Source organism: Peribacillus glennii (assembly GCF_003429105.1).
Classification (GTDB): domain Bacteria; phylum Bacillota; class Bacilli; order Bacillales; family DSM-1321; genus Peribacillus; species Peribacillus glennii.
The window spans coordinates 1-1349 of sequence record NZ_QVTD01000027.1; the positions used below are offsets into that span (position 1 = coordinate 1).

The 1349-nt window shown below is 43.7% G+C and carries 1 pseudogene; it reads right to left on the minus strand.

What is annotated here, in order from left to right:
• Window positions 1-45: 45 nt before the first annotated feature.
• Window positions 46-1261 (minus strand): annotated as a pseudogene (locus D0466_RS21825) (ISL3 family transposase).
• Window positions 1262-1349 lie beyond the last annotated feature (88 nt).

Genomic DNA, 1349 nt, shown 5'->3' on the forward strand with positions numbered 1-1349 from the left:
AGGTTCTCCGTCAAATGTTGGGGTGATGACTGATTGTCGTCACCCTTATCCAATGTGAATCCCAATTTCTTTATACTGATGTGACAATAAGATTTTTGCCAGAAAGCGATTAAAGCCCCTAAAGCCAAAAGCATTTCGTTTCATAACTTTAGTTAAATTATTAATCCCTTCTAAAAAACCGTTCGAATAGCCATAAACAAAACTATTCAGAATTTCGGTTTGCCAGTTCTGGAAGGTTTTTATGGCTCTACACATCTCCGGAATCCCAGCTGCTTCAACCATTTTATAAAATTCCCTTAATCCCTCTTTGACAACATCAATTTTTTCTTGACCAATTTCTTTAGCCCCGATTAAACCAGTTCCGATACGCTTCCTTCAATTCATAGGCCTGTTTCAGTTCCCCGGACAGTCCCAAATAACGATCCAGATACCAACGTTCATCGTCAGTGAGCCGTTCTTGGGCTTTATGCAGGACATGCTTCATTCGTTTGCACTTCTTGCGATCATACTCATGAAATGCCTGTTGCACCCTCCTTCTGACCGCATCCAGTGCCCAGTAAATATACCGGCAAAAGTGGAAGCGGTCTGCCACAATCACTGGACGGCCAAGGGCCATTTTTACGGCTGCCTTAAAAGATTGGCTCATATCCATAATCACTACTTCAACCTGGGCGCCATGCTTTTGCAGGTAGTGCTTGATCGTAGTTTTATAGCGGTTAGGGAGAATATCCAGCGGCTGCTTTGTGATCCCATCGGCAATGATTAATTGATATTTACCTTCCCTTGTGTCCCCTTTGTATTCGTCGATGGCAATAACCGATGGCAATTGCTGCACCGTATGTATGTCACTTTTCGACAGTCGGTCGAACCGACGCACAACGGTCGACGCAGAGGTGCCGTAATTCTGTGCTGTTTCCTTAAACGTCTTTCCTTTTATGGCACGGATGGACACGGCCTGATTCCACTCTACGGACGTTCTCTGATAGCGCTCGACAATAGGTGTTTTCTCTGAAAATCGTTTCCCGCACTCACACGCATAACGGCGGCGTCTATAAAAAATCTGGGTAGTTCTCTCAAACCATTTTAAATGATGAATCTTTTGGATCCGATAGTCATGAATTTTACTAGTTCTTGTGTGGCACCGAGGGCACCGGTGCCTCCTCCGTTCCATCTCCGCATAAATGTGTATCACGCCTTCTGTTTCTTTCACCTGTGTCACGATAGCTTCTTTTAATCCTGGAATATCTATGGTAATATTCATTTACACGCAACCCCAATCTTTTACTTGTTTCTCGACAATTCAAGTATAAAGAAATTGGGTGTTTGCGTGTTTTTTCATGCACTCCCGA